The sequence below is a fragment of the Dietzia sp. IBK-p2-15D genome (assembly GCF_057773105.1).
On sequence record NZ_JBYMTK010000013.1, the window covers coordinates 74,914 to 97,244 of the forward strand.

Here is a 22,331-nt window from a genome sequence, read left to right on the forward strand (position 1 = left end):
CGATCAGCGCTGTCCCTCGACGGGGTGGTCGAGCAGGTTCCGCCCGGCCTTGCGCACCGCCTCGTAGCGCTTCTTCATCTCGGCGCCATACGTGTCGTGGACGTACTCCTGATTGGTCAGCGCCTGGATCCGCCGCATGAGCTCGTCGGTGATCTCGCGCTCAGCGTCCCGGTCCCCCTCGCGCCCGGCCCACGGGGACAGATCGAGCGGCTCGCCGAGCATGACCCGGATCTCGGTGCGCCGCCCGGGGCGGAACCGGGAGATCCGGCGTATGTACTCGGAGGTCCCGGTCACGCCCACCGGGATGATGGGCACCCCGGCGCGGAGTGCGAGGCGGGCGGGCCCGGTCTTCCCGCGGTACAGACGACCGTCCGGCGAGCGCGTCCCCTCCGGGTAGATGCACAGGATCTCCCCCGATGAGAGGACCTCGAGCCCGGCGTCGAGGGCGGCCTGCGCGGCGTCGGCGTTGGTGCGGTCGATCGGGTGCTGGCCCGAGCCGGCGAAGAACCACCGGCTGAGCATGCCGCGGACACCGGTTCCGGTGAAGTAGTCGCTCTTGGCCAGGAAGGTGACCCGGCGGGGCAGGAGCAGAGGGGTGAACAACCAGTCCGCGACGGACTGGTGGTTGCCGACCAGCAGGGCGCCACCGCGCTCGGGGAAGTGCTCGCGTCCCGTGACGACCCGACGACTCGTCAGACGTAGGAACGGGCCGATGAGCACGTATTTGAACAGGTAGTACAGCAACGGGTCACCGGTCCTCTTGTGATGGCTGTCGACGAATGCGGATACTACCCGGCGCGGTCCGCAGATCCGGACGGTATGAGGTTCGGGGGCCACAGATCCGGGTCGGGCAGGAAGCTGATCACCAGTCGACCCGCGTCGCGCTCGAAGACGGACTGCGTGAGCACACACCGGCGCAGCAGCGGCGGCAGCGCCACCACCGCCCGGAACCCGTCGAACTCCAGGCGGAGCCGGTCCCCCTCGACCGAGACCGGCGCGGACGGGCGGGTCGGGGCCGGGTACTCGACCCGGTATCCGCCCTCGCCGTCGGGCGCCACCACCGGGGTGACGGCGCCGCGGGCCAGAGTCGCCATGGCAGCCGTGGAGCCGGCCGGGGACCCCACCACGATGGTCTCGATCCTCCCGGCGAGGAAGCCGGCCACGTCACCGGCGAGCAGCGCGAGTCTGTGCGCTTCCCGCACCCGCACGTCGGCGCGTCCGCCCGCCGCCATGGAGGCGAAGCGCACATTGGCGGGCCAACGTGATTCCACGAACGCGGCCAGTTCCCCGGCCGCCGCGAGCCGGCGCACCGCGGTCAGGTCCCCGTCGAGCTCGACCACGACGACGTCCCAGTACTCGGACGACGCGGCCCGTCGCGCGTACTCCCACCCGAGCACCGCGGCCAGTGGGGTGTCCCCTCCGGCGGCGAGCGCCGCGAGTACGTCGTCGTCCGGATCGGCGGCGCCGGACCGGTAGGCCTCGAGCCTCGCCGTCGGGTCGTCGACCCGGACCTCGACGGGCCCGTCCTCCGAGACGTCGAGACGGGGGTCGACGGCATCGGGATGGCCGGTCAGGATCAACGCCGTGCAGCCGGGGTCCGCGAGCAGGTCGGCGGTGACGCCCGCGCGGTCCTCGGGATCTCCCCCGAGGACGACGACGACACGAGTTCTGCTCACCGCGACTCCGCCCGGCGTTTGAGTTCCTTCAGTGCGTCGCCCAGGATCCGGCGCTCGGCGCGGCTGCGCAGGCTCCCGATCACCGGGACCGTGAGCTCGATCTCGAGTTCGTAGTCCACACGCGTGCCGCCCTCCACCGGTTCGAGCCGGTAGTAGCCCCGTTGGGCCCTCTGCAACGCCGAGCTCTCGAGCCGCCACTCCAGACCGCGGTCGTCCGCCGACCAGGAGTAGACGAGGACGTACTCGTCGACGATCGCGCCCGCCTCGAGCTCGAACCGCACCCGGTCCGGACGGCCGTCCTGACCGGTGGAGAGCACTTCGGCCGCGCGGATCGACGCGGACCACTCCGGGTACGCGGCGAAGTCGGAGATGACCGCCATGACGTCCTCCACCGGTGCGTCGACCACCGTGGAGTCTCTGGTCGGCCACACCTCGGGGGCGCCGTCGTGCTCGCTCATACCCACAAGCTTCACATATCCCGCTCCGCGATGCGCCCCACCCGCGGCACCCGGAGGGCAGGCGACGTGACCACCGTGTGGTCCCGGCGATAGTGTGTGTGGTCACCGACATACTCTGAACGTCTCCACCGGGAGGACCCTTTGCGCGAATACGTCGCGGTACCCGCCAACTTCACCGTCCCTGACGACTGGTCCTGCGTTCAGTCGGCATACGACCGCGCGGAGAACACCCCGGAGAACGTGGCGTTCCAGAAGCCCGTCGACGGTCGGTGGACGGACGTCACCAACCGCGAGTTCGCCGAGGAGGTCCGGACGATCGCCCGCGGACTGGTGGCGCTCGGTGTCCGGGCGGGCGATCGGGTCGCCCTCCTCAGCTCCACCCGGTACGAGTGGAATCTCATCGACTTCGCGATCTGGGCCGTCGGCGCGGTCACCGTTCCCGTGTACGACAGCTCCAGCGCCGACCAGATCCACTGGATCATGGAGGACTCCGCGGCCCGGTTGATCATCGTCGAGAACGACACCCACGCCACCACCGCCCGGGAGGGCGTGCAGGGCCTGGAGGTCGCCGACGTCCTGGTGATCGACGGTGCGACCCCGGTCCTGGAGACCCTCGCCTCCGAGGGGGCCTCGGTCGACGTCTCGGTGCTCGACGAGCGCCGGGCCTCGGTCCGCGCCGACTCCCCCGCGACGCTGATCTACACCTCGGGGACCACGGGCCGCCCCAAGGGCGTCATGCTCAGCCACCGCAACTTCATGTCCGAGACGCTCGCCGTGCTCGAGACGCCGTTCAGCGGGATCCTGCGGGACGACGCCACCTCGGTGATGTTCCTGCCCCTGGCCCACGTGTTGGCCCGCGCCATCACCTACGCCGGATTCCACGCCGGGGTGACCATCGCGCATTCCGCCGACCTGACCAACCTGGTCGAGACGTTCGGCGAGATGCAGCCGCACTACATCCTGGCCGTCCCCCGCGTGTTCCAGAAGGTCTTCAACAAGGCCCAGGCGACCGCGCAGGACGGCGGCGCGGTCAAGGCGTGGATGTTCGACAAGGCCGCCGACACCGCGGTCGCGTACTCGAAGGCCAACCGGGGTGACGGCCGGGTGGGTCCGTTCCTCGGGCTGCGCCACGCGATCTTCTCGAAGTTGGTCTACGCCAAGCTCGTCAACGCGCTCGGTGGGCGTTGCGAGGTCGCCATCTCCGGCGGCGCCGCCCTGGGTGACCGTCTGACCCACTTTTTCGACGGCATCGGGGTCAACATCTTCGAGGGCTACGGCCTGACGGAGACCTGTGCGGCGATCACGGTCAACACCCCGGGGCGGATGCGGATCGGCAGCGTCGGCCAGCCGCTGCCCGGCTGCGCGGTCCGGATCGCGCAGGACGGTGAGGTCGAGGTCAGCGGACCCGTCGTCGCCTCCGGCTACTGGCAGAACGAGGAGGCGACCGCCGAGTCCTTCAGCGGCGGCTGGTTCCGCACCGGCGACCTGGGTTCGCTGGACGAGGACGGGTACCTGTCGATCACCGGTCGCAAGAAGGAGATCATCGTGACGGCCGGCGGGAAGAACGTGGCGCCCAACCAGCTCGAGGACGCGCTGCGTGCGGACCCGCTCGTGGCGGAGGCGGTGTGCGTGGGCGACGGCAAGCCGTTCGTCTCGGCCCTGCTGACCCTCGACCCGGAGGCCGTCGAGCGGTGGAAGACCCACCACGACAAGTCCGGCTCGTTGTACGACTTGCTCAAGGACGCCGACCTGATCGAGCACCTGGACCAGGCGCTGGTGCGGGCGAACCGGAGCGTGTCGCACTCCGAGTCGATCAAGAAGTACCACGTCCTCCCGGACCAGTTCACCGAGGAGACCGGTGAGCTCACCGCGTCCCTGAAGGTCAAGCGCAACGTCGTGCACCAGAAGTACGCCCAGCAGATCGAGTCGCTCTACGCCTGATCGGACCGCGCGTCGGAACGCGTGCTCTCGCGGGTCACTCCCCCGAGAGCACGCGTTCCATGTCCCGGGCCAGGTCCTCCCAGCGCCAGTTCTCCAGCACCCAGGTGCGGCCGCGGACCCCCATGGCCGACGCCCTGGGCCGGTCCTCGAGCAGGCCGGCGACGGCGTCGGCGACCTCGCCCTGTGACGTCCCGTCGACCACGAGACCGGTCCGGCCGTCGCGCACCGTCTCCGGGGCACCGCCGCTCCGGCCCGCCACGACCGGCACCCCGCACGCGGACGCCTCCAGGTAGACGATTCCCAGCCCCTCGACGTCCAGCCCTCCCCCTCGGGTCCTGCACGGCATCGCGAAGACGTCCGCCAGTCGGTGGTGGTCGACGATCTCGTCCGCGGGGACGCGGCCGGTGAAGACGACCCGGTCGGCCACCCCGAGGCGGCGCGCCAGTCCTTCCAGCGTGCGCCGATAGGGCCCACCGCCGACGACGACGAGGACCGCCCCGGGCACCCGCCGGGCGATCTCCGGCATCGCCCGGATGAGCATGTCCTGGCCCTTCCGCGGCACGAGGCGGGACAGACACACGATCACGTCGCGGTCCGCGAGTCCGTAACGGTCGCGGATCGCCCTTCGCCGTGCGGGATCCGGCCGGAACCTCTCCGTATCGACGCCACCCGGCTGGTGCACCAGGCGGGCGCGGGGGCCGAACGCCGCCGCGAACCGCCTCCGTGTGTAGTCGCTCACGTAGGTGACCGCGTCGGTGGACTCGCCGATCAGTCGCAGGATCTGGCGCGAGCCCGGCAGCATCGACCAGCCGACCTCGTGTCCGTGTGTGCTCGCGATGATGCGGTCCACGGGGCCCTGCCGTAGCACCGGCGCCATGGCGGCGAGGGGGGCGGCGGCCCCGAACCAGATCGTCGTCGCGCCGAAGTCCGAGGCGAGCCTTCGTGCGCGTGCCGCGAGGTCGGGCGTGGGGAGCAACACCTCGGTGGGCACCCTCTCCACCAGATAGGGCTTGGCGGCGTCGTACTCCGCCGATTCGCCACCCCGGAACGTCGAGGCGAGCACCGCGACGTCCGTCGGGTCCAGGTGGCTCAGATACGTCTCCAGGTACGACTGGATCCCGCCCGGGCGCGGCGGGTAGTCGTTGGTGATCAACAGCGTCTTGGTCATCGGCTCCGAGCCTGCCACACAACCCGGCCCGCCTCGGCCCCGCCCGGTGCGTCGTCCTCGTCGGGAAGGGGCGGAGCGCGATCGGGGACGGCCGGTGTCTGCGCGGGGCGGCCGTGCTTGGCCGGGTCGGCCAGGTCGGGCGGGTCGGGCGGAGTCAGTAGCGGCGGATCCCGTGGATCGGCATCGCGTCGACCTGCTCGAGGCGGACCGGCACACCGTAGGTCGGGGCGTGCAGGACCAGACCGTCGCCGGCGTACATCCCGACGTGGGTGGCGCCGGGGAAGTAGATGACAAGGTCACCGGGCCGGATGTCGTTCATCGCCACCGGGGCGCCCGCGACCGCCTGCGCCTGGCTCGCCCGGGGCAGCGCCTTGCCCTCCTGCGCGTACGACCACACCATGAGACCGGAGCAGTCGAACTCGGACGGGCCCGTCGCGCCCCACGAGTAGGGCGCGCCCAGCCGGGAGAGTGCGACTCGGAGCGCCGCGGAATTGACGTCGTCCACCGGCGGGGCAACGTACCCCTCCGGCACCACCGGTCCGCCGATCCAGAGATCGCGTTGTGCGTCCGACAGTGCGTCGACCCGGCGACGGACCTCATCCATCCGTACCCGCATCTCCTCGGTTCGGCGGGCGAGCGCGTCGGTTCGCTCCTGCGCGACGCGGGCCGCGTCCCGGGCCTCGGCCGCGGAACGCGCGGCCTCCTCCCTGAGCTGCACCGCCTCCCGCGACGCAGCTCTGGAGGCGTCCAGTGCACTCGTGGTGGCCCCGGACAGTCGGCGCAGCGTGTCGAGCCTGTGGACCAGGTCCCGGGGGCTCTCGGCGAGCACCGCTGCCCGTGTGGCTCCGGTGTCCCCGCCCCGGTACCGCATGGTCGCGAGGTGATCGACGGTGGACTGGTCCCGGCGCGCGGTGCCGTCCGCGAGGGCGGACCGTCCGGCTGCGACCCCGGCGGCGCGTTCGAGGCGGACGCGCTCCCCGTTGGCGCGGTCCAGTTCCCCGCGAGCCAGGTGGAGTTCCTCCCCCAACGCCCCCGCCTCCTCGGACAACCGGGCCAACTCGGCCAGGTCCTCGCTCATCTCGCCGGGCACCGCCGTGGCGGATGGCGTGGTGGACGGGGCGGCCGACGACGGTGCGGGTGTAGACGGTGCGGGTGCAGACGGGTCCTGAGCAGGCGGGGTCGCCGGACCCGGGACAGGCGCCGTGGTCGCGGTTGGCGACGACCGGTCCGGGGTGGTGGTCTGCGCTCCGGCCGGCGCGGGACCGAGGGTCAACGAGGTGGTCACGGTCGCTGCGATCGCGAGCACGCTGAGGCTGCGGGTCATCTGGTGTCGTCGAACTCTCGGATCCGGGTCACGCAGGGCGCGGGCGCCCAGCCGACGCCTACGGTGGAATCGGGTACCCGAGAGGGGATGTTACAGACGACAGACCCCGCCGGTGACCGGTTCGAGACCGGACGCCGACGGGGTCTGCGGAGGTTCGGGGAGCGACCCGACTCAGTAGTAGCGGGTCGCACCGTAGAACGGCATGGAGTCCACCGGCGCGTAGCTCACCGAGGTGCCCGAGTACGGGGCGTGGACGACCTGGCCGTTGCCGGCGTAGATCCCGACGTGGCTGGCGCCACTGTAGAAGGCGACGATGTCGCCGGGCTGCAGGTCGGCCTTGGAGACCTGGGTGCCGCCGCCGATCTGGGCCTGGCTGGTGCGCGGGATGGAGATCCCCGCCTCCTTGTAGGCCCACGAGGTCAGACCGGAGCAGTCGAACGAGTTGGGGCCGGTAGCGCCCCAGACGTAGGGCGAGCCGACCCGGGTGGTGGCGGCGTCGAGGATGCGCTGGCCGGTCGAGACCACCGGCGCGGGGGCGGCGAACTCGACGGGCGCCGCCTGTGCCTGGGCCTGGGCCAGGCCGGCCGGGAGCTCGATGCCCTCCGGTAGGTCGAACGAGACCTGGTTCGGCACGCCGGGCAGCCGCAGCTCGACGGGGACGTCGACGGTGACGGGTGCGGCGGCGGCGGTTCCGGAACCGGCGACAGCGGCTCCGGCTGCGAGCAGGCCGGCGGCGGCGACACGGCGGCCGGTCGAGCTGGTCTTGATGCTGTGGGCTCCCACGAAGACTGTTCCTCTTTCTTCCTGCGGCACCGACCGGGTTAGCTGACGGGTTCGGACACGGAAGTCTGTCCTACGCTTCGGACCTGTAGGCCCTCGTGCGATTCACCCCAGTGGATCTTGGTTCCCCGGTGCGCCCTTCGGCGCTTAGGTGTGACCCCGGCTCCCCGCCGGCAGGCGGGCGATGACTTCCGAGGTCTCGAAAAGGTTACGAAACCGTCTCGTCGAAGTCCAGTTCATCGCTCACGCGGCGACGTCAGCCCCCAGAATCTCGACCGTGGAGACCATTCCGACCTCGCGCAGGACGTCGATCGCCTCGCGGACCTCCGGGTCCAGAACATAGCCGCACGACTCCGGAGAAAGCTCGTCCACCTGCGGTTTTCCGGCGTCGAGAACGGCGATGATGCACCCGTCACATGCGGCGGGTCCTGCGGGACACCGCACGCAGTCCATCGTGAACATGATCTACCTCACACTTCGTCCTGGGCGTGTTGCCCGTTCGTTATCGAGCCGCGATCCGGGCCCGGGGTGGTCGTACTGCGGGGCACCCTAGGGACAAGGTCCGACAACCACGGCGGGGCCGGCCGTGTCGGAGGGCGGGGCTACCGTCTCCGGCATGCCCCGATCCCCCTCCCCCGTCTCGAGCGGGGTGCAGGCAGCTTTCGACGATCTCGAGCCTCTGCTGTCCGACGTCACGTTCGTCGTGGTCGACCTGGAGACGACGGGCACCCGGACCGGAAGCGACGAGATCACCGAGATCGGCGCGGTACGCGTTCGGGGCGGCGAGGTGCAGGCGGAGCTGTCGACGTTCGTCTCGATCGACGGTGCCCTGCCCGGCCACATCAGCAGACTGACCGGGATAGCTCCGGACGACCTCGTCGGTGCCCCGAGTCTCGGCGAGGTGATGTCGACGTTTCTCGAATTCTCCCGCGGGGCCGTCCTCGTCGCCCACAACGCGCGGTTCGACCTGGGGTTCCTGCGGGCCGCCGCCGCGTCGACCGGGCACCCGTGGCCCGATCCCCCGTCGCTCTGCACCCTGGCTCTCGCGAGGCGGGTGCTGCACCGCGGGGAGACACGAGGCCACCGGTTGGGAGTCCTCGCCGCGCACCTGGGGGCCACCGTGGAGCCCAATCACCGGGCCCTGCAGGACGCCCGCGCCACGGTCGACGTGCTCCACGCACTGATCTCGCGGGTCGGCGACTGCGGGGTCTCGACCCTGTCGGAGTTACGGGCCTACGACGGTCGCCTCTCCCCGGAGGTGAGGCGGCGGGCCGCCATGACCGGGTCATTGACCGAGGGGCCCGGTGTCTACGTGTTCCGGGACGACGCCGGTGGCGCCCTGTACATCGGCTCGTCCGGCGCGGTCCGCAGACGGGCCCGGTCCTACTACTCCGGCGGTGACACGCGCGGACGGATGCGCACCATGGTCGGGCTGGCCGACTCGATCGACTCGGTCGCGTGCGCCCACCTCCTCGAGGCGTGGACCGTCGAGGAACAGCTCATCGACTCGCTTCAACCCCCGTTCAACACCCGGTCGCGGAGCCCTCGCCGCGGCTGGTGGCTCACGCCCCCCACCGGCCGCGCCACCCGCCCGAAGGTCGTGCGAACCCCGGACGACCCCGCCGCCATCGGGCCCTTCCGGCGCGCCGAGGACGCCCGGGCCGCCTGGGAGGACCTCCTCGGCGTGTTCGGCACCGCCCCGGGATCCGATCGCTGGGCGGCGCTGGCGGAGGGACGGGACTCCGGTCCCCTGCGGGATCTGGTCGACCGCGTGGAGGTACTCGCGGCCGAGGGCGCGTTCGAACGCGCGGCCAGGCTCCGCGACAGGACCGCAGCCCTCGTGCGGGTCCTCTCCCGACGGCAGGAACTCGCCGCAACGGCATCGCTGCCCGAGATCGTTCTCGCACAGCCGGCGCCGCGCCGGACGTGGGCGGTCGCGGTGGTGCGCCACGGTCGACTCGCCGGATCCGGGGTCGTCCCGCCGGGAGCGGCACCGATGCCGGTCATCGACGGACTCCGGGCCGCCGCGACCACCGTGCAGCCCGGCCCGGGCCCCTTCGCCGGTGCCACCGCCGCCCAGATCCGGAACGTCCACCGGTGGATCGACTCGACCAGGACACGCATCGTCTCGGTCGAGGGTTGCTGGACGCTCCCCCTTGACGGGGCGCACACGCTGACCGGCTGGGCGACCCTGGCCGAGAGCGCCGCCGCCGAGCACCGCGGGACCGGACTCGTCAGCGCACGCTGAACCCGGCCCACTTCTCGAGCAGCCGCGCCGCCTCGCCGTCGTCGATCGCCGCGGCGGCCCGGTCCACCGCGGCCCGCATGGCAGATACCAGGTCGGAACCACGCTCGAGACCGTCGAAGGCCACCAGCGCGGCCGCGGAGTTGAGCAATACCGCATCGCGCACCGGGCCCCGTGCTCCCGCGAGGAGATCGCGGGCGACCCCGGCGTTGTGGACGCCGTCCCCGCCCCGCAACTCCTCGATCGAGCAGGTGCTCATCCCGAAGTCGGCGGGCTCGACCTGATCCTCGTCCACATGACCGTCCGAGACCCGCAGCACCCGGGTGGGACCGGTCATGGTGATCTCGTCGAGGCCGTCCGACCCACGCACCACGAGCGCCGACCTGCCGCGCAGCGCGAACACCTCCGCCATCACCGTCATCAGCCCCTCGAAGGCGCAGCCGATGAGGTTCGCGGCGGGTGCCGCGGGATTCGTGAGAGGCCCGAGGATGTTGAAGACGGTCGGGATCCCGATCTCACGCCGGGGGGTCGCGGCGAAACGCAGCGCGGGATGGAACACGGGCGCGAAGCAAAAGGCCACGCCCACCTCGTCGAGGCACCGCCCGACGTCCTCTGGGCCGAGGTCGATCGCCACCCCGAGCGCCTCGAGCACATCGGCACCGCCGCTCTTGGACGATGCCGCCCGGTTGCCGTGCTTGACCACGGGCACTCCGCAGGCGCTCACCACGAGAGAGGACATCGTCGAGATGTTCACCGTGCCCTGGCGGTCACCACCGGTACCGACGATGTCCACGCAGGGACGATCAGTGGGCACCCGACGGGAGTAGTCGAGCATGGTCGAGGCCAGCGCATCGAGCTCCGGACCCGTGACGCCCTTCATCTTCAGGGCAACGCCGAAGGCTGCGATCTGAGCGTCGGTGGCGACACCCTCCATGATCCGGGACATCGCCCACCCGGCCTCCGCCGGATCGAGGTCCCCGCCCGCGGTGAGGGTGCCGAGAACCCCGGGCCACGACCGGCCCCCGTCGAACGCTGCCGAACTGCCCACGTGTCCCGACCTCCTCTGGTGTCATGGAAACGGACACGCCCCACAGGGCGCCGCCCGCACGTCGTCAATCGTGCCACTGTTCCGACCCGGCCCGTGCGCTGACACCCTGCACTCCGGCGGCGGCGAGCGGCCGGGGCTGGCCTGAGAGTGCCCTGATAGCCCCTGCAAGGGGGACCAATACCGACCCTTGCCCTGAGGGTTTCCGAAGCGACCTGCGGAAACGCTGGACAGACACGCCGATTTCGGGGGTCCGTGCAGACTCGTCCCTCCTCAGGGGTCATACTTGGCCACGTGACGAGCGCAGTAGATAACTCAGGATCGGCCATGGCCCAGCGTGTTCATTCGCTGAATCGGCCGAACATGGTCAGTGTGGGCACCATTGTCTGGCTGTCCCAGGAGCTGATGTTCTTCGCGGGTCTGTTCGCGATGTACTTCGTCTCCAAGGCGAACTCGGGAGGTGACTGGCCCTCCTACCCGGTGCACCTCAACGTGCCGTTCGCCCTGACGATCACCGTCATCCTCGTGGCGTCGTCGTTCACCTGCCAGATGGGCGTGTTCGCCGCCGAGCAGGGTGACGTCTTCGGCCTCCGCCGCTGGTACGTCATCTCCGCGGTGATGGGCACGGTCTTCCTCATCGGCCAGACGTACGAGTACGTGATGCTGGTCCTCGAGGGCACCACCATCTCCTCCAGCGTCTACGGGTCCGTCTTCTTCATCACCACCGGCTTCCACGGTCTCCACGTCGCGGCGGGTGTCCTCGCCTTCGTCGTCCTCGTCATGAGGACCACGATGTCGCGGTTCACCCCGGCGCAGGCCACGGCCGCCATCGTGGTGTCGTACTACTGGCACTTCGTCGACGTGGTCTGGATCGGCCTCTTCGTCACCATCTACTTCATCCAGTAGCAGCTGGCCGCAGGACGCTGTGTCCAGCAGGTCCCAACACCAAAGGGAACTCACAATGAACTCACCTCACCCACCCGCTGCGGACACGCCGTCGCCGGACCCGGCGACGACCCCGACGCGTCCGGCGTCCACCAAGCGGCGCCGCAAGGCGACCGGCGCGCTCGTCATCGCCGCCGGCCTCCTCGGCGCGGGAGCCATCGCCACGGCAGTCGTGCCCGAGCCGCAGGTGGCGACGGCCCAGCAGGACCAGGCCGCGCTCATCGCCGAGGGCAAGTCGATCTACGACGTCGCCTGCATCACCTGCCACGGCCAGAACCTGCAGGGTGTCGAGGACCGCGGTCCCTCGCTCGTGGGCGTCGGTGCGGGATCGACCTACTTCCAGGTCCACTCCGGCCGCATGCCCGCGGCGGACAACGAGGCCCAGGCGGAGCGCAAGAAGCCCCGCTACAGCGAGCACCAGATCATCGCCCTGGCGGCGTATGTCGACGTCCACGGCGGTGGACCGGGCATCATCACCAACCCGGACGGCACCATCGCTCAGGAGTCGCTGCGCGGCGCCTCCGGCGAGAGTCGTTCGGAGGAGATCGCCCGCGGTTCCGAACTGTTCCGGCTCAACTGCGCGTCCTGCCACAACTTCACCGGCCGCGGTGGCGCACTGTCGGCGGGTAAGTACGCCCCGACTCTCGACCCTGCCAACGAGCAGGAGATCTACCAGGCGATGCTGACCGGGCCGCAGAACATGCCCAAGTTCTCGGACCGCCAGCTCACGCCTGACGAGAAGAAGGACATCATCGCCTTCATCAAGGACGCGGACAGCAAGGTCTCGCCCGGAGGCTACGGCCTCGGCGGGCTCGGCCCCGTGACCGAAGGTGTGGCCATGTGGCTTGTCGGCATCGTCGCCCTCATCGGTGCGACCCTGTGGATCGGATCCCGTTCATGAGTGAGACCCCGAAGAACCCGTCCCCGGCGGACCTCGACCGGATGAGCGATTCCGAGCTCGTGCGATTGGGTACCGAACTCGACGAGGTCGACGTCCGGTTCCGCGAGTCCCGTTTCCCGGAGGGCACCACCACCCGCGCCGAGAAGCGTGCAGCGCTGACCGTCACCACCTGGTTCGCGCTGTCGGCACTGTTCGGCCTCGCCTTTGCCGTCGTCTACATCTTCTGGCCGTGGGAGTACCGCGGCGAGGGCGAGGACGGCTACTGGCTGTACATGGCCTACACCCCGCTGCTCGGCCTCACGATCGGACTGTCGATCCTGTTCCTGGGTTTCGGCGCAGTGCAGTTCACCAAGAAATTCATCCCCGAGGAGATCTCGGTCCAGACTCGCCACGACGGCGCCTCGGACGATCTCGACCGGCGCACCTTCGTCGCCGAGCTCAACGACTCGTGGAAGACCTCCACCCTGGGTCGCCGCAAGGTCATGGGTGGTTTCCTCGGTGCGGGTGTCGGGCTCATCGGCCTCTCCGCGATCCTGCCGCTCGGCGGCATGATCAAGAACCCGTGGAAGCGCGGTGAGATGACGCTCGCCGGCGACGGCACCCTGCACACCACCGGGTGGACCCTGGCGTCCGACACCCGTCCCGACGGCCTCCCGCCGGAGAAGGTCTACCTCGGCCGCGACACCGGCAAGGTCTACCCCGACGGGCACCCGCCGGCCGGCGAGGGTCGCCTCGAGCGCATCCGCGTGGACGACCTGTCCGCCGGTGGCCTCGAGTCCGTCTTCCCGCTCCCCGCCAGCGCCCTGGGCAACTTCGAGGAGCACATGCACTCGATCCACGGCTCGCGCAACTCGGTCATGCTCATCCGCTTCCGTCCCGAGGACGCGGCACGCGTGACCAAGCGCAAGGGCCAGGAGAACTTCAACTACGGCGACCTGTACGCCTACTCGAAGATCTGCACCCACCTCGGCTGCCCCACGTCGCTGTACGAGCAGCAGACCCATCGATTCCTCTGCCCGTGCCACCAGTCGCAGTTCGACGCGCTCGAGTACGCGAAGCCGATCTTCGGCCCCGCCGCCCGTGCACTGCCGCAGCTGCCCATCGCCGTCGACAGTGAGGGTTACCTCGTCGCCAACGGTGACTTCATCGAGCCGGTCGGACCTGCCTTCTGGGAGCGTCGTTCATGAGCAACAACACGAGACTCGCGGCACTGGGCGATGGCCTGGACTCGCGGTACACCATGTCCAAGGGCCTGCGCCGGCAGATCAACAAGGTCTTCCCGACGCACTGGTCCTTCCTGCTGGGCGAGATCGCCCTCTACAGCTTCATCATCCTGTTGATCTCGGGTGTCTACCTCACCCTGTTCTTCGACCCGTCACTGTCGAAGGTGATCTACCAGGGCGCGTACGCACCGCTCAACGGCATCGAGATCTCCCGTGCCTACGAGACGGCGTTGAACATCTCGTTCGAGGTCCGTGGCGGACTCTTCGTGCGCCAGATCCACCACTGGGCGGCGCTGCTGTTCGTCGCCTCGATGGTGGTCCACATGATCCGCATCTTCTTCACCGGCGCGTTCCGTCGCCCGCGTGAGGCCAACTGGGTCATCGGCTGTGTACTGCTGCTCCTGGGCATCGTCGAGGGCTTCCTCGGCTACGGCCTGCCGGACGACGTCCTCTCGGGCACCGGCCTCCGGATCACCTCGAGCATCATCGTCGGCCTGCCGGTCATCGGCACCTGGATGCACTGGATGATCTTCGGCGGGGACTTCCCCGGCGAGCTGATGATCCCGCGCTTCTACGTTCTGCACGTGCTGATCATCCCCGCGATCATCCTCGCGCTGATCGCCGCCCACCTGGCGCTGGTCTGGTACCAGAAGCACACGCAGTTCCCCGGGCCCGGCCGCACGGAGAACAACGTCGTGGGCGTTCGGATCCTCCCGGTCTTCGCCGTGAAATCGATCGCCTTCGGTGCCATCACGGTCGGCATGCTCATGCTCTTCTCGGGCCTGTTCACGATCAACGCAATATGGAACCTCGGGCCGTACAACCCGTCACACATCTCGGCGGGCTCGCAGCCCGACTGGTACATGCTGTGGACAGAGGGCGGCGCGCGAGTGATGCCGGCCTGGGAGCTCTACCTCGGCCCATACACCGTGACCGCGACCACCTGGGTGGCCGTCATGCTGGGCGCCATGGTCGCGCTGATGTTCGCATACCCGTGGATCGAATCCAAGATCACGGGGGACAAGGCGCACCACAACCTGCTGCAGCGTCCGCGTGACGTGCCCGTCCGCACCGCTGCGGGCATGATGGCGATCACGTTCTACGTGATCCTGGTCCTGATGGGCTCCAACGACCTCATCTCGTACTTCTTCTCCATCTCGCTCAACGCGACGACGTGGGCGGGCCGTATCGGCCTGATCATCCTGCCGCCGCTGGCGTACTTCTTCACCTACCGCCTGTGCCTGGGTCTCCAGCGCGCGGACCGCGAGGTTCTGGAGCACGGGATCGAGACCGGCATCATCATGCGGATGCCGCAGGGCGAGTTCATCGAGGTTCACCAGCCGCTCGGCGAGATGGACGAGCACGGCCACGCCGTTCCGCTCGCCTACGCCGGCGCCAAGGTGCCCACCAAGATGAACCAGCTCGGTGTGGCCGGCCGTCCCCCGCGGGGCGCTCTCAAGGCCGATCCGGTCGAGGAGGCCCGTCTGCTCGAGGACGCCGACCACGACAAGCACCACCGCGAGCACTCGATGCTCACCACGTTGCAGGAGGAGAACCGGACTCGTCGCCACGACGGGCACTGATTCCCCGACAGCACCCGACCGCGGGCCGGATCTCCAACTGGAGGTCCGGCCCGCGGTCGTCGGAAGCCAGCCGTCGCGGCCGATGGGAGGCACAGATGAGCGACGATCGGATGCCGGTGGGCCCCGGACGCGGACTCGTGCTCACCGACGAGGTCGACCGCGCACTCGACCTTCTGCACTCGGGACACGATCTCTTCCTCACCGGTAGGGCCGGAACCGGAAAGTCGACCCTGATCCGCCGGTTCCTCGCCGAGACCGACCACCCCACCCTCGTCGCCGCACCCACCGGGATCGCAGCCCTCACCGTGGGCGGCTACACCATCCACCGCCTGTTCGGCTTCCACCCCGACCACACCGTCGAGCACGTCCGCAGCAGCGCATACCGTCCCGGGCGATTCACCCAGGCCCTCGCCGGCGCCCACACACTCGTCATCGACGAGGTGTCGATGTTGCGGGCCGACGTCTTCGACATGGTCGCCATCGCGCTCGAGAGGTTCGGCCCGGACCCGACGATGCCGTTCGGGGGCGTCCGGCTCGTCCTCGTCGGCGACCTCTTCCAGCTACCGCCGGTGGTGACGGCCTCCGAGAGATCGTCCTTCGAGGCGACTTACCCGACGCCGTACTTCTTCTCGGCCGAGCGCTACCACCCCGAGCACTTCCCCACCGTCGACCTCACCCATGTCTTCCGGCAGTCCGGTGACCCGGAGCTCACCGCGATCCTCAACTCGATCCGCGAGGGCGCTCTCGTCGGCCCGGCGCGCGAACGGCTCAACTCCCGCACCGACCCGGACTTCGATCCGCCGGACGACGAGTTCTGGCTGACGCTCACCACCACCAACCGCAGGGCCGCGAGCCACAACCAACGCCGCCTCGATCGGCTATCCGGGTCGGAACTGGCGATGGAGGCGACGCTCACCGGCGATCTCACCGGGTTCGAGCTCCCCACCCGGGAGGTACTGGGTTTCAAGGTCGGCGCGCAGGTCATGATGCTCACCAATGACCCGGCGGACCGTTGGGTGAACGGATCCATCGGACGGGTGCTCGATGTGACCCTCGGGCGACGGGGCGACCGCGGAGAGCGAGGACCCGTCGTCGTCGTCGCCTTCACCGGCGGTGAGGTCGCCGAGGTCGCGCTCCACACCTGGGACGTCACCCGACCGGTGACGGACGGCGGCGGTATGCGACACGAGGTGGTCGGGTCCTTCACCCAGTTCCCGTTCACCCTCGCCTGGGCGGTGACCATCCACAAGAGCCAGGGACAGACCCTGGACAGGGTCGTCGTGGATCTCGGCGGCGGCACGTTCGTGGCGGGGCAGCTCTACGTGGCGTTGAGCCGCTGTCGGTCTCTGGAAGGCCTCGTCCTCACCCGGCCGGTGCTGCCCGGGGACCTCAAGACGGACCGGCGGATCATCCGGTTCCTGCGGGCGCCGGACGGTGGGCCATCGGCCCGCCGCTACTGCGCTGTCGCGGTGGTGTCCGTCGGCGAGGACGGGCCCCGGTCCCGGCCCCGGCCGGTGGAGCTCGCCATCGCCTTCCCCGACGGCACCGCGGTGACGACGCTGGTCAATCCCCAGCGCGACCTGGCCCGGGCGCGGACGGACTACGACATCACCGTCTCCGATGTCCTTCTCGCCCCCACGCTCCTCGAGGCGTGGTCGATGGTCGCCCCACTGGTGGACGGGTACACCCCGGTGGGCGTGGACCTCGACGTCACTCTCGGTCGACTGGACGCCGAGTTCGCGCGTCTGGGCGGCACGGTGCCGTTGCCGGTCGGGGTCGACATCCCCACCGAGGCCCTCACCCCGGGTGAGCGGGCCCGTGGCCGCTCCGGATCGGCCATCGCCCGTGCGCGGGTGGCGCTCGAGGCCCACGGGCGGCTGCACCTCGATGACGCGGCGGCCGGCACGTTCGACGCCGACCTCGGCGACGAGGCCACGGTCGGCTACCTGCTCAGCCGTGACGCCGACGTCCGCCCACCGACCTCCGAGGTCCTCCCCCAGCTGTCGGCGATGCTCGGTATCAGCGCTGAGGTCGGGGCCGCTCTGTTGGGGCGCCCCCGCCGCGGTGGGCGTCCGGGGGCCGGGGACGACGCCGACGACGACGACGACGACGACGACGAGATCGTCACCCCGGGCGACCGCGATCTCCGGGCAGGCGCGCGCGGACTCGTCGCCGAGCAGATCCGACGCGCCGCGCAGCGGGTGCCGATGACCGCCGACGTGCTGGAGCGGCTCCGGCTGGCTTCCGAGGTGGTGGGCTCGGACCTGACGCGGGGGCTGGAGGCTCCGCCAGAGGCGGGCGCGGCGGACGTCCTGCAGCCCGGGACGCGGGTGTGTTTCTCCGGCAGCGCCCTGGATCGCAGCGGCATCCTCGTGTCCCGGGACGAGATGGAGGCCCTCGCCCTCGGCCGTGGCCTGGTGCCCGTCGGTGCGGTCACCAAGAGTCGCTGCGACGCCCTGGTGGTCGCGGAGCCGGGCAGCCAGTCGACCAAGGCGAGGGCGGCCCACAAATGGGGCACGCCGGTCATCGCGGCCGCGGACTTCCTCGCATGGGCCGGCCGCTGACCGGGGTGGTTCGTCGCCGGCGCCGGCGCCGTGCTCAGGGAGCGATCGGGAGGGCCTGCCCGGCCATGTCGGCCACCGCCCGGTACGCCATGGTCATCCCGGACCCCAGGGGCACACCCGGACCCGGGTAGGCCTCACCGGAGACCGACGCGGACGAGTTGCCGGCGGCGTAGAGACCCGGAATGGGACGTCCGTCCGCGTCGAGCGCGGCGCCGTTCGCGTCGATCACCGCACCGCCCTTGGTGCCGAGGTCGCCGAGGACGAGTCGGACGGCGTGGAATCGCTCGCCGCCGAGAGGCCGCAGGCACTGATCGGCCGTGGAGGCACCGAGGAAGAACCGCCCGTACGGGTCCTCTCCGCGGGCGAAGTCGGCGTCGCGACCCTGCTCGGCGAAGCCGTTGAACCGGTCCACGCTCTCGCGCAACGCGGCGGTATCGAGCCCGGTGGCCTCGGCCAGTTCCTCGACGGATCCCGCGGTGTGCCACAGGCCGGCACCGCGCAATGCGTCGGGCTCGGGTGCGGGGATACAGATGGCCGGGTAGCCGCCGGCCTCGGCGTCGTCGAACACCAGCCAGAATTCGTCACCGGCCCCGTCGGACATGCGGGCGTGCATCTTGCGCCCCATCTGGTCGTACGGCAGCAGTTCGTTGGCGAAGCGCCGGCCGGTGCCGTCGACGATGATCCCGGAGCGGAAGCCCAGGGTGAACGCGGCGTGCCCGTTGGGGAACAGCGTGGCGGGGCACCACCAGGACTGGTCGAGCAGGTCCAGCTCCGCGCCGACCTGCTCGAACATGCGGACGGCGTCTCCCGAGCCCGTGGCGGGGTGGGACGAGGACCAGTCGGCGGTGGGCATGTCCTGCCAGCGGCGGCGGAGGTCCGCCGACCGTTCGAAACCGCCGGCGGCGACCAGTACCCCACGGCGTGCGCCCAGCACCTGCCGGCCGGAGACACCGTTCACGACCACCCCGACGACACGTCCGTCATCGTCACGGACCAGTTCCTCGGCCGCGGTGTTCAGTCGTGTCTCCGCGGTGTCCATCGCGTCGAGTGCGAGCACGAGTCGCGCCACCCAGGCCCTGCCGCCCTCGAGCTTGGTGGTGTCCTCGTCCGCGCCGAACTGGTCGGCCGGAACCGGCGGACGGATGTCGGTCGCCCGGTCGCCGACCTCCTCGCCCTTGATGGGCTTGGGGTAGATGCTCCGGCCGAGTTCCTGACGCCCCGGGGCGTCGAAGTAGTCGGGGAAGGCCTGGAAGCGGGTCGGGATGCCCAGCTCGTCCTGCAGGAATTCGACGACCTGCGGCCCGGTGTTGAGGAACGCGTCCTGGACGTCGGCGGCGGTGCGGTCCCCCACCACGGCGCGGAAGTAGGTGCGCCCCCGCTCGACGGAGTCCTCGACCCCGTCCCGGGCGAGGACGGAGTTGCCCGGGAGCCACACGGCGCCGCCGGAGTACGCGGAGGTCCCGCCGAAGCGGTCGGTCTTCTCGATCAGGCAGGTCGACAGACCCCGGGCCGCGGCGGTCGCGGCACCGAAGAGGGCTGCCACCCCCGACCCCACGACCACCACGTCGAATTCCGCGTCGAATGTGTTGTCCTGCGCCGTCACGGCAGCCCCTCATCGTCATACTGCTCCGGTGGAACACGTTCCAGTTCCTGTCGTGACCCTAACACCGGCGCGGTGCGCGACACCCTCGATCGCCGATCGGTGGGGAACGAGGGGGAGGCGGTGCAGGATCTGGGTGTGACCGATCGAGACGACAGCACCGGCGCCGGCGTGGAACACACCGAGGACGGTCGCCACATCGTGGTCGGGGGCCGGCGGTGGCGCGCGACGGATCCCTCAATCCCGGAGAAGCTCCGCTCGGAGCTCGTCCGCGCACTGATGACCGGTCGCCGGCTGGTCAAGACCGAAGGCGATGCCGCCCGGGTGATGGTGCACGACGCCAAGGTCGCGCTCGGTGAGCGCGGCGACCCGTGGTGGGAACCCACCCGGGAGGGGACACGCGATCGGCTGGCCGCGACGATCAGGACGCTCCTGCGCTCGCGTGGACAGGGGTCGATCTGCCCATCGGACGCAGCGCGGGTGGCTGGTGGGGACCACTGGCGCGACCTCATGCCCGTAGCCCGGGAGGTCGCCTTCGACCTCCGCGAGGAGGGCGTGGTGGCAGTGACCCAGCGTGGCGAGCGGGTCACCGGGCGTGAGGTGACCGGGCCGATCAGGCTGATCGCCGACGACGGCCTGGAATTCACTCCGACGACGGGGTGATGTCGCGGCGCAGGATGGGTCGGCGGACGGGTGAGAGAGTTCGAATTCTTGTAGGCTACTCACCAGTAGGAGTACACCAACCTGACGCTCCGCTCCCCTCAACGGTGGCCTGCCACCGGAGCAGACCGTCCAACGGAAAGGCACGCACTTGCGCCGCACTGTGTTCAACGAAGACCACGAGGCCTTCCGCCAGACCCTCCGTGACTTCATCGAGTCCGAGGTGACCCCCCACTTCCAGGAGTGGTTCGAGGCCGGCATCGTCCCGCGTGAGTTCTACTACAAGCTCGCCGACCTCGGCCTGTTCGGCATCAACGTCGACGAGGAGTACGGCGGCGCGGGGATCAACTCCCACAAGTTCGAGGCCATCCAGTCCGAGGAGACCGCCCGCGCCGGCGTGAACTTCGGCGGCTCGGGTGTCCACGTGCTGCTCGGCCTCCCCTACATCAAGGCCCTGGCCACCGAGGAGCAGAAGCAGCGCTACCTGCCCAAGTTCGTCTCCGGCGAGGAGATGTGGGCACTGGCGATGACCGAGCCCGGCACCGGGTCCGACCTAGCCGGCATGAAGAGCACCGCCAAGCTCTCCGAGGACGGTACCCACTACGTCCTCAACGGTGCCAAGACGTTCATCACCGGCGGCGTCCACGCCGACCGCGTGATCGTGGCCTGCCGTACCGCTCCCCCGCGTGAGGACGACCGCCGCTTCGGCATCTCGCTGCTCGCCGTCGACACCAAGCTCGAGGGCTACGCGGTGGGCCGCAAGCTCGACAAGGTCGGACTCAAGACCTCAGACACGGCCGAGCTGTCCTTCACCGACGTCAAGGTCCCGGTCGAGGACCTGCTCGGCGAGGAGAACCGCGGCTTCTACTACCTCGGGCAGAACCTGCCGTCCGAGCGCTGGGGCATCGCCTACGGTGCGTACGCCCAGGCCGCGGCCGCCGTGCGGTTCGCCAAGGAGTACACGCAGCAGCGCACGGTCTTCGGCAAGGAGGTGGCCTCGTTCCAGAACACGAAGTTCGAGCTGGCCGCGTGCCAGGCCAAGGTCGACGCCGCGCAGGCCGTCGCGGACCGCGCCCTCGAGGCGCTGGACGAGGGCGAGCTCACCGCCGCCGAGGCGGCCTCGGCCAAGCTGTTCTGCACCGAGGTGGCCGCCGAGGTCATCGACCGTTGTCTCCAGCTGCACGGCGGTTACGGATTCATGAACGAGTACCCGATCGCCCGCCTGTACTCGGACAACCGCGTCAACCGCATCTACGGCGGCACCAACGAGGTCATGAAGTCCATCATCGCCAAGGACATGGGCCTGTAGGTCCCACGACACCCTGGCTCCGTCGGGCCCCGTCCGCTCCCCGCGGACGGGGCCCGAGGCGTCCGACGGGTTGCGCCACGCCCGTCAGCCCTCGGGTGCGGCCTCGTAGTCGGCGTGGCCCTCGACCCCGTATCTGTTGGTGATGGGGTCGATGAAGACGTCGGGCTCGGCGGGGGGCCTCAGGGTGAACACCACGTAGGCGGCGACGATGCCCGCCAGGTAGAAGACCGAGAGGACGACGACGAGGACGTCCGCCTCCAGTCCGTTGAGCAGACTCACGAAGATCGCCTGGGCGAGCGCGATACACAGGCCGAACACGGCGATGTCCACCCACAGCACATTGCGACCTGCGACCGCCTTGTAGGCGAACACCACACCGATCATCGTCACCGGGATCGAATAGAGGGCGACAGTGGCCGCGGGCACGAAGGACGGCTGCGAGGCGCCCCCGAGCACGAAGAGGGCCGCGTACAGCACCATGGTCGGCCAGGCGGCGATCTTGATGTGCTCCCAGTAGCTCTCGTTGACCGCGGCGAACACGGCCACGACCCGGTTGTGCCCGCTCCAGTCGTAGGCGAAGTGGAGCACCGAGCCGACGACGATCAGCGGGATGACCGCCCACCAACTCACCGAGACGACGGCACCCGTGTCCAACACGGCCTCATCCTCCCACCGATCGGCGCAGTCCGCCGGTCTTCCCAGGTCAAAGCCGTGTGTCGGACCCCGTTGCTAGTGTTTCCCCAATCGAACACACGAGCGATACGGGGTGCGGCACTCGTCCACCCGAGGGGGTGCACATGCGGGAGACGACCACCGGGGATGATGCCGGAGCGGTGGCCGGCAGTCCCGCCGTCACCGCCGCCAGCTCCGCAGCCCTGGCGGCACTGCACGCCGAGAATCGCGCGGCCG

General features: G+C 70.0%; 19 protein-coding genes and 1 riboswitch. Of the genes, 9 read left to right on the plus strand and 10 right to left on the minus strand.

Annotation, left to right across the window (positions count from 1 at the left end; all coding sequences use genetic code 11):
* Positions 1-3: 3 nt before the first annotated feature.
* From AC3DEV_RS15195 to AC3DEV_RS15205, 3 genes are read right to left on the minus strand one after another with little or no spacing between them, the layout of a single operon-like run.
* Complete coding sequence (locus AC3DEV_RS15195) at positions 4-744, minus strand: lysophospholipid acyltransferase family protein (RefSeq protein WP_067713729.1); 741 nt, start codon at positions 742-744, stop codon at positions 4-6.
* A 44-nt stretch (positions 745-788) separates the two neighbouring features.
* On the minus strand, positions 789-1,676 hold the full coding sequence (locus AC3DEV_RS15200; protein ID WP_488372613.1) for a hypothetical protein: 888 nt from the start codon (positions 1,674-1,676) through the stop codon (positions 789-791).
* Positions 1,673-2,134, minus strand: a complete 462-nt coding sequence (locus tag AC3DEV_RS15205; RefSeq protein ID WP_154830756.1) for an SRPBCC family protein — start codon at positions 2,132-2,134, stop codon at positions 1,673-1,675. The genes AC3DEV_RS15200 and AC3DEV_RS15205 overlap by 4 nt, the downstream gene beginning before the upstream one ends.
* Positions 2,135-2,275: 141 nt before the next feature.
* Between AC3DEV_RS15205 and AC3DEV_RS15210 the strand changes: the two genes are divergently transcribed.
* A complete protein-coding gene (locus AC3DEV_RS15210; RefSeq protein WP_488372614.1) occupies positions 2,276-4,075 on the plus strand; it encodes an AMP-dependent synthetase/ligase in 1,800 nt (599 codons plus the stop codon).
* A gap of 34 nt (positions 4,076-4,109) precedes the next feature.
* On the opposite strand, the gene AC3DEV_RS15215 is transcribed toward AC3DEV_RS15210, so the two are convergent.
* From AC3DEV_RS15215 to AC3DEV_RS15230, 4 genes are all read right to left on the minus strand, one after another.
* Positions 4,110-5,243, minus strand: a complete 1,134-nt coding sequence (locus AC3DEV_RS15215; RefSeq protein ID WP_067713719.1) for a glycosyltransferase family 4 protein — start codon at positions 5,241-5,243, stop codon at positions 4,110-4,112.
* A gap of 154 nt (positions 5,244-5,397) precedes the next feature.
* The gene (locus AC3DEV_RS15220) at positions 5,398-6,567 is read right to left on the minus strand and encodes an NlpC/P60 family protein (RefSeq protein WP_488372615.1); all 1,170 of its coding nucleotides are present in this window, start codon (positions 6,565-6,567) and stop codon (positions 5,398-5,400) included.
* A 171-nt stretch (positions 6,568-6,738) separates the two neighbouring features.
* Positions 6,739-7,350 carry a C40 family peptidase gene (locus AC3DEV_RS15225; protein WP_119192985.1) on the minus strand — a complete coding sequence of 204 codons (612 nt, stop codon included), beginning with the start codon at positions 7,348-7,350 and terminating at the stop codon, positions 6,739-6,741.
* Between the two features lie 12 nt (positions 7,351-7,362).
* Positions 7,363-7,511, minus strand: a riboswitch (cyclic di-AMP (ydaO/yuaA leader).
* A 79-nt stretch (positions 7,512-7,590) separates the two neighbouring features.
* Complete coding sequence (locus tag AC3DEV_RS15230; protein ID WP_096905661.1) at positions 7,591-7,809, minus strand: hypothetical protein; 219 nt, start codon at positions 7,807-7,809, stop codon at positions 7,591-7,593.
* A gap of 154 nt (positions 7,810-7,963) precedes the next feature.
* On the opposite strand from AC3DEV_RS15230, the gene AC3DEV_RS15235 reads away from it, so the two are divergent.
* Complete coding sequence (locus tag AC3DEV_RS15235; RefSeq protein ID WP_488372616.1) at positions 7,964-9,595, plus strand: DEDD exonuclease domain-containing protein; 1,632 nt, start codon at positions 7,964-7,966, stop codon at positions 9,593-9,595.
* Here AC3DEV_RS15235 and trpD read toward each other — a convergent pair.
* Positions 9,582-10,640 carry an anthranilate phosphoribosyltransferase gene (gene trpD / locus AC3DEV_RS15240; protein ID WP_120285798.1) on the minus strand — a complete coding sequence of 353 codons (1,059 nt, stop codon included), beginning with the start codon at positions 10,638-10,640 and terminating at the stop codon, positions 9,582-9,584. The two genes, AC3DEV_RS15235 and trpD, sit on opposite strands and share 14 nt — an antisense overlap.
* Positions 10,641-10,931: 291 nt before the next feature.
* Here trpD and ctaE point away from each other — a divergent pair, with 291 nt between their 5' ends.
* The 5 genes from ctaE (at position 10,932) to AC3DEV_RS15265 (ending at position 17,853) form a co-directional block, all read left to right on the plus strand.
* Entirely contained in the window at positions 10,932-11,543 is a 612-nt protein-coding gene (ctaE, locus tag AC3DEV_RS15245) for an aa3-type cytochrome oxidase subunit III (RefSeq protein WP_120285797.1), read from the plus strand.
* Between the two features lie 55 nt (positions 11,544-11,598).
* Entirely contained in the window at positions 11,599-12,483 is an 885-nt protein-coding gene (gene qcrC / locus AC3DEV_RS15250) for a cytochrome bc1 complex diheme cytochrome c subunit (RefSeq protein WP_159149176.1), read from the plus strand.
* Entirely contained in the window at positions 12,480-13,670 is a 1,191-nt protein-coding gene (qcrA, locus tag AC3DEV_RS15255; protein WP_488372617.1) for a cytochrome bc1 complex Rieske iron-sulfur subunit, read from the plus strand. Before qcrC ends, qcrA begins: the two co-directional genes overlap by 4 nt.
* Positions 13,667-15,289: a cytochrome bc1 complex cytochrome b subunit gene (gene qcrB / locus AC3DEV_RS15260; RefSeq protein WP_488372618.1), complete on the plus strand. Its 1,623-nt coding sequence runs from the start codon at positions 13,667-13,669 to the stop codon at positions 15,287-15,289. The genes qcrA and qcrB overlap by 4 nt, the downstream gene beginning before the upstream one ends.
* Positions 15,290-15,384: 95 nt before the next feature.
* A complete protein-coding gene (locus AC3DEV_RS15265; RefSeq protein ID WP_488372619.1) occupies positions 15,385-17,853 on the plus strand; it encodes an AAA family ATPase in 2,469 nt (822 codons plus the stop codon).
* A gap of 34 nt (positions 17,854-17,887) precedes the next feature.
* Here the strand turns inward: AC3DEV_RS15265 and AC3DEV_RS15270 are convergent, their stop codons facing one another.
* On the minus strand, positions 17,888-19,456 hold the full coding sequence (locus AC3DEV_RS15270; RefSeq protein WP_488372620.1) for an FAD-binding protein: 1,569 nt from the start codon (positions 19,454-19,456) through the stop codon (positions 17,888-17,890).
* Positions 19,457-19,591: 135 nt separating this feature from the next.
* Here AC3DEV_RS15270 and AC3DEV_RS15275 point away from each other — a divergent pair, with 135 nt between their 5' ends.
* On the plus strand, positions 19,592-20,116 hold the full coding sequence (locus AC3DEV_RS15275; RefSeq protein WP_488372621.1) for a DUF3253 domain-containing protein: 525 nt from the start codon (positions 19,592-19,594) through the stop codon (positions 20,114-20,116).
* A gap of 148 nt (positions 20,117-20,264) precedes the next feature.
* Entirely contained in the window at positions 20,265-21,422 is a 1,158-nt protein-coding gene (locus tag AC3DEV_RS15280) for an acyl-CoA dehydrogenase family protein (RefSeq protein WP_119192991.1), read from the plus strand.
* Positions 21,423-21,506: 84 nt separating this feature from the next.
* On the opposite strand, the gene AC3DEV_RS15285 is transcribed toward AC3DEV_RS15280, so the two are convergent.
* Positions 21,507-22,079: a DUF6512 family protein gene (locus AC3DEV_RS15285; protein WP_488372622.1), complete on the minus strand. Its 573-nt coding sequence runs from the start codon at positions 22,077-22,079 to the stop codon at positions 21,507-21,509.
* Between the last annotated feature and the right edge of the window lie 252 nt (positions 22,080-22,331).